Origin of the sequence: Thermoanaerobacterium sp. PSU-2 (genome assembly GCF_002102475.1) — a bacterium.
GTDB lineage: Bacteria > Bacillota > Thermoanaerobacteria > Thermoanaerobacterales > Thermoanaerobacteraceae > Thermoanaerobacterium.
Genome location: NZ_MSQD01000007.1, coordinates 129,306 through 135,305, shown reverse-complemented (window position 1 = coordinate 135,305; position 6,000 = coordinate 129,306). Strand labels below are relative to the sequence as shown.

General features: G+C 30.7%; 9 protein-coding genes and 1 CRISPR repeat array (1 of these 10 cut by a window edge). Of the genes, 7 read left to right on the top strand and 2 right to left on the bottom strand.

Features of this window, described 5'->3' with window-relative positions; genetic code table 11:
- Nucleotides 1-319: 319 nt before the first annotated feature.
- Complete coding sequence (locus BVF91_RS13495; RefSeq protein WP_240495845.1) at nt 320-676, bottom strand: transposase family protein; 357 nt, start codon at nt 674-676, stop codon at nt 320-322.
- 854 nt (nt 677-1,530) lie between these two features.
- Here BVF91_RS13495 and BVF91_RS13490 point away from each other — a divergent pair.
- The 6 genes from BVF91_RS13490 (at nt 1,531) to BVF91_RS07475 (ending at nt 4,621) form a co-directional block, all read left to right on the top strand.
- On the top strand, nt 1,531-1,632 hold the full coding sequence (locus BVF91_RS13490; protein ID WP_240495844.1) for a DUF4160 domain-containing protein: 102 nt from the start codon (nt 1,531-1,533) through the stop codon (nt 1,630-1,632).
- A 53-nt stretch (nt 1,633-1,685) separates the two neighbouring features.
- Nucleotides 1,686-1,934 (top strand): DUF2442 domain-containing protein, encoded by a 249-nt coding sequence (locus BVF91_RS07495; protein ID WP_085112820.1) that lies wholly within the window; start codon nt 1,686-1,688, stop codon nt 1,932-1,934.
- A gap of 46 nt (nt 1,935-1,980) precedes the next feature.
- Nucleotides 1,981-2,556: a Uma2 family endonuclease gene (locus BVF91_RS07490; RefSeq protein ID WP_085112819.1), complete on the top strand. Its 576-nt coding sequence runs from the start codon at nt 1,981-1,983 to the stop codon at nt 2,554-2,556.
- A 223-nt stretch (nt 2,557-2,779) separates the two neighbouring features.
- Entirely contained in the window at nt 2,780-3,184 is a 405-nt protein-coding gene (tnpA, locus tag BVF91_RS07485; protein ID WP_085112818.1) for an IS200/IS605 family transposase, read from the top strand.
- Complete coding sequence (locus BVF91_RS07480) at nt 3,181-4,278, top strand: RNA-guided endonuclease InsQ/TnpB family protein (RefSeq protein WP_085112817.1); 1,098 nt, start codon at nt 3,181-3,183, stop codon at nt 4,276-4,278. Before tnpA ends, BVF91_RS07480 begins: the two co-directional genes overlap by 4 nt.
- A 148-nt stretch (nt 4,279-4,426) precedes the next feature.
- Nucleotides 4,427-4,621: a HEPN domain-containing protein gene (locus tag BVF91_RS07475; RefSeq protein ID WP_085112816.1), complete on the top strand. Its 195-nt coding sequence runs from the start codon at nt 4,427-4,429 to the stop codon at nt 4,619-4,621.
- Nucleotides 4,622-4,765: 144 nt separating this feature from the next.
- Here the strand turns inward: BVF91_RS07475 and BVF91_RS07470 are convergent, their stop codons facing one another.
- Nucleotides 4,766-5,635, bottom strand: a complete 870-nt coding sequence (locus BVF91_RS07470) for a stalk domain-containing protein (RefSeq protein WP_085112815.1) — start codon at nt 5,633-5,635, stop codon at nt 4,766-4,768.
- Nucleotides 5,636-5,768: 133 nt separating this feature from the next.
- On the opposite strand from BVF91_RS07470, the gene BVF91_RS13285 reads away from it, so the two are divergent.
- The gene (locus tag BVF91_RS13285; protein ID WP_168170195.1) at nt 5,769-5,909 is read left to right on the top strand and encodes a hypothetical protein; all 141 of its coding nucleotides are present in this window, start codon (nt 5,769-5,771) and stop codon (nt 5,907-5,909) included.
- 86 nt (nt 5,910-5,995) lie between these two features.
- A CRISPR array of direct repeats spans nt 5,996-6,000; the repeat unit is 30 nt (it continues 1,093 nt past the right edge of the window).

Sequence of the window (6,000 nt, the reverse complement as noted above, 5' to 3'; positions counted from 1 at the left end):
CTTCTTTAATCCAAGTAGATTTACAATATAATGCATCAGCTACTATGATGTCTGCAAAATGATGAAATTCTTTATGCAATTTTCTAATTAGACGCTTGCCTGCTGTGATTTCTCCTTCGTCTTTATCTGAAGCATCTCTTTTAGGTTCAAGCATTTCCTGACCTATGATAAGATGTGGATCAGAACCTACAGTTGCACATATTACTGACCTATGAAAGTAATGAGTAATTCCATCTTTTTGGACTCTGGTAAGACAATTATCACAACACTTATTAGTGCTTTCAAATAACTCTACACCATCTATTGCAACAACTTTTAGTCAATCTATAGTTCCTTTTCTAAAAACCTTATTTTTTGTACTTGTCTTGATTATACTATTATTAAGTTCATTTAAGCCATCTAAATCAAAATTACTTAAAACACGCCTAATAGTGTCTATACGAGGAATTTTAGTCTTTTTAGGTAATACTTTTTTAAATTTACCTTTTTTAAGCCAATGTTCCAACCTATTAAAACTCCTTATTTGAAGCATAAATCCAAATAATACTACAAAGGTAATTGTTGAAATTTTTACTGAAGATTTTGCTCTTTTATCTTTTAGGGTATTGATTTTTTCTCCAAGATGGTATATCTTAGAGAAGTAGATAAGCATTTGTTTTAAATAACTTTTGTTCATTTTATCAGCATCCTTTCTATTTAGGTTGTCGCAAAACATATTATAGAAAGGATGCTTTTATTTTGCAAATTTTTTCTTTCAATTTCCAGTAAAAAACGGAAAATTACATATTTCTAGCTGCTCTTAGTTAAATTTTATAAATCAACGTGTCTATCATTCTAAAAATTTTTAAATGCGAAATCTCTGACATTTTAACGAAAGCTTGAAAGAAGTCGCCCATCCTCTATAGGTAGGATAGGGATTATTGTTGTCGGGAGATATAATAAGTCAAATAAAATCAAAAAAAGCAGTGCTGATTTTTCATTTTTGCCTTGCTCAAATCAAAAATCCGGCTAAATGAGCACCTCTGCTTATTTTGTAGAAGTGCTTTTATTTTCTTTGCATATTTTTATGGTCTTTATATGGAAGGCACTCTTACGAGTACTTTTTAATTTGCTTCCCGCTTTTTAGATTATAGGCCTGCTCGGTTTACAGTCAAGAGATTCGCATTCGCCGTGTGAGCATATCCTCCTTCGTCCGGTATCCCTCCCACACCTCTTGACCTCCAATTCGCAGGCTCTGTTTTTATTTCCTGCCGGAAGGCAAATTCAATTTTGATTTAAGCTTAATATTTTAAGTCATAGTAGCATGTTTCAATTTTATGATTTTGTGAAGGAGGATATGGATTATGTAAGTGATTAACGGTTTTGTTGAATGGAATAAAAATTTCTTTAAACCCAAAAACAAGATTTTATAATATTTAGAAAAAATAACATTAAGATGGATAGTTATGATATAATATAAGTGTGATGTTTTAAGAAAATTCGGATATATTATCACCACATTTTCATGCTATATATGGTGAATATGTAGATATGTTTAACATAAATACTTTAAAAATGATTGAAGGAGATCTTCCTAAAAGGACAAGAGAAATGATTATTGAGTGGCAAGTAAATATCAAAACGAGTTATTAGATATTTGGGAAAGTCAAAAGTTTATTAAGTTACCAGGATTGGAGTGATGCAGTATGTATAAAATTATTGATATAAAGGCTGCAGATGATTACAAATTGATTATTACTTTTGAAAAGGGAGTAATAAAAGAATATGATATGAAACAAAAACTTGATGAATGGCCATTTGAAATGCTGAAAAATAAAGCGTATTTTAAAGCAATAAAAGTTGATATTGGAGGATATGGTATAAGTTGGAACAGTGATATAGATTTAAGTGAATACGAACTTTGGGTCAATGGAAAGAGCATTAGTTTGGTATGATTATGAATGCCAGATAAAGAGTTTTATACGAGGAGGAATATTATATATGCCACTGCCGAAAGAAAATAAGAAATATACATATGCTGATTATTTGACGTGGCCAGAAGGGGAAAGGTATGAGATAATTGATGGTGTTCCATATATGCAGGCAGCACCAACATGGCAGCATCAAGCGGTATTAATGGAACTGTCAAGACAGTTTGCAAATTATTTGCGAAATAAGACTTGTATGGTTTTTACTTCACCTTTTGATTTACGCCTGCCAGGTGATAATAAGCAAAGCGATGATGATGTGACTAATGTCCTACAGCCTGATATAGTTGTTGTGTGTGATAGATCTGGATTACGAAAGACTGGCTATTATGGAGTCCCTGAATTGATTGTAGAGATTGTATCATCATCAAGTATGAGGCGTGACAGATTAGAAAAATTTAATATATATGAAAAAGCCGGTGTTAGAGAATATTGGATAGTGGAGCCAGAAGGGAAAATTGTAAGTGTGTTTGTTCTACAAGATAGTAAAAGATACGGGAGACCTGAAATGTATACTGACGAAGATAAAGTTAAGGTGACTATTTTTGATGATCTTATAATTGATTTAAAACCGGTATTTGATTATTAGAATATAAGAGGGGATTGTTTTATATGACAGAAAGTGTTGTAGCCAATATTGATGAAGCTTATAAAAATGAAATAGAAAAAATAAAAAAACAAATTATCAAACAGTTTAACAAAAGCTTGAAAGAAGTCTCCCATCCTTTATAGGTGGGAGATGAATTTCTATTGTTTTCCATAACATTATATGTTATAATATTATCAGAAGTAAAAAGTAAACTGGTGATATAATGCTAATATTAGATAATAATAATCATTCAGTATTCTTACTGTATTATCATCTTATAATGGTTGTAAAATACAGAATAAAAGTAATAGACGATAACATATCAAATAGATTAAAGGAGATATTTGAGAATATATCACCTAATTATAATATATCACTGCAAGAATGGAATCACGATAAAGACCATGTACACATACTTTTCAAAGCAGAGCCAAACTCTGAAATATCTAAATTCATTAACGCTTATAAAAGTGCATCGTCTAGACTTATAAAAAAAGAATATCCGCAGATAAAACAAAAACTTTGGAAAGAATATTTTTGGTCAAGAAGTTACTGTCTTCTTACATCAGGTGGTGCACCTATAGAAGTTATAAAACAGTATATAGAAAGCCAAGGTGAGAAAAGATGATGATATGTCAGCATTTTCTCATAGAGCCAACAAAAGAACAGGAAGAAAAGCTCTTTTATACATTGTATTTATGTCGCAAATTATACAACTATTCACTGGATCAAAGAATAAAACATTACAAAGAATATGGTAAAGGACTTACATATAAAGAACAGCAGAACATGCTTCCAAAATATAAAAAAGAACATCCAAAATACAAATTAGTACAGTCGCAAATATTACAGGATGTGTTGAGAAGATTAGATAGAGCATATAAAAACTTCTTTGACAAAAGAGCCAAATATCCTAAATTCAAAGATAAATATCACTACACATCAATAACACTTCCACAATGCGAAACAAAAAGAAACTTTGGGAAAGAAGGATATGTATACATAAAAAATATAGGGCATATAAAAATCAAAGCACATAGAAACTTTGATCCAACAAAAGTCAAAACAATAAACATAAAATACTATGCAGGAAAATGGTATATAAATCTGTCAGTTGAGGTAGAAAAAGAAAAAGAAAAAACAGTCATAAGAGAAAAAGCAATAGGAGTAGACAAAGGAATAAACTCAATAGCTGCAACATCAGATGGAGAATTATACTCAAATCCTAAATGGCTACAAAAATCAGAGAAAAAACTAAAAAGACTGCAAAGACAATTATCAAGAAAAAAGAAAGGAAGCAAAAACAGAGAAAAGCAAAAGAAAAGATTAGCGAAACTTCATGAAAAAGTAGCGAATCAAAGAAGGGACTATCTACATAAGATAAGCTATAACATAGTAAAACATAATGACATCATATGCGTTGAAGATTTGCAAGTAAAAAATATGATGAAAAATCATAAACTTGCAAAATCGATAGCAAATGCAGGATGGGGAATGTTAGACAAATATCTCCAGTATAAAGCAGAAAAAGAAGGGAAAATCTTCGTAAAAGTAGATCCAGCATATACATCACAAAGATGTTCAAGATGCGGGAAAATAGTAGAAAAAGACTTATCAGTAAGAATACACAAATGCGAGTGCGGATTAGAGATAGACAGAGATGTAAATGCAGCGATAAATATACTATATGAAGGATTAAAACAATTAGGCATAGCAGCATAAGAGTAATAATTTTGTAGGGAAGGTTCCTCCCGAAGTTACGCCTATGGAGATTGTGTAAGACCTGATACGAATAACAGCAGGCAACGGTCTATGAAGTAGGAAGCTCCACCCTCTATAGGATGGAGTAGGTTCACCTGTCTTATGTAACATGGTGACTAATTATAATATAGAATTTAAAGATTTCTTAGATGATTGTATGTTTTTAACAACTTTTTATAATGAGATCAGATATCCAGGTGAAGATTATGAAGAAGCCACAAAGAATGATGCAATAAAGGCATTTCAAATAGCTAAAAAAGTCAGAGATTTTGTAATAAATCAGGTCAATAGTAAAAAAAGATGATGTGTGAAAAAGCTTGTATTATAGGATTATAGGATAATTATTTGTTGATATTCATATTGGAAATAGTTAGATCTTAGATTTGAAGGTTAATTTTAGGAAATAAAAAGGTGGCCTCTTTTATAGGTCACCTTTTTATAATAAGTTTTAGTCACCAACAGTTGCAATTTGGCCTTCTTGATACCAATTTACAGATTTATTAAAAAGTTGGCTTATCGCTCTTAATGGCACCATTACTCTATTTTTGTATATTATAGCAGGTGCATCGATTGTTTTTACATTTCCATTTACTTTTATATTAGTTGTATTTACAGGCATATATATATTTATATTACCTGTTTTTATATTTACTGTTCTGTTATTGTTATCCCAATTTATAGCGTTATTGTCCACACCAATTGCATTTGCAACGGCTCTTAAAGGAATGTATGTACGATTGTTGTATATCATTGGATTTACGTCAGATAATACTTCTTTGCCATTAGCAAATACATGTGGTGTATTATCTTTTTTTGCCATATGATATATTTTCCCGAGAAGCGCATAATTATCCTGAGAATGCTTTAAACTGATTATTTGTTTTATTATATTGATTGCATCATCAATTTGTCCGTTTTGAAGATCATTTATTGCTTCTGTCTTTAAATCAGCGATTTGTGCTTCTAACTGATCATTTTGGCTTAATGTCTTAAGTTTTTGCTCTAATGCTTTGATTTTATTAGAGATTTCTAAAGCTTTTGCAAATTGATTGTTATTTATAGCTGTTTCCAATTCTTGTTCTAATTCTTGAATTTGTGAATTTATTGCGTCAATCTGAGAGTTCTGTATTGTTGTGCCGTCACCTGAAGTTTGGCCATAAACGCTGTCACTTACAGTAGTATTATCACTGCTTGTTACTGCTTGTGTTGATGTTGTTGTATTGTCAGATGTACTACTTGTTGTATCATCTGCAAAAGCCATGAATGGAATGACTACCAATGATAAAATTAACATTATTGTAATTACTTTTTTAAACATAACATCCCTCCTAAAATATTTTTTTAAATTATACCATAAAATTGTAAACAAATTGTGAACAATTTATAGCTAATTTGTAAACAAAATAAAAATATACAATGTAGGCATAAAAAGTTAAAATCCAAGGAGGAATTTGGAGAATTATGTAGAATATATATCATATAAAGTTGTTAGATTGTGTAGTAAATTGTCGTCTACCTTAGATAATGCAAAAAGTGCAGGACATCGACGACAATTTAGCGATTTATCTTTTGAGCTTTTACAGAAAGAGTAAGGCTTGCAAAACCATCAAGCAAGAGAGATTGACATTGACTTGTTTTTTTGCAAAAAGAGAATGGCTCTATAAGAGGAAGTGAACGTGTTTT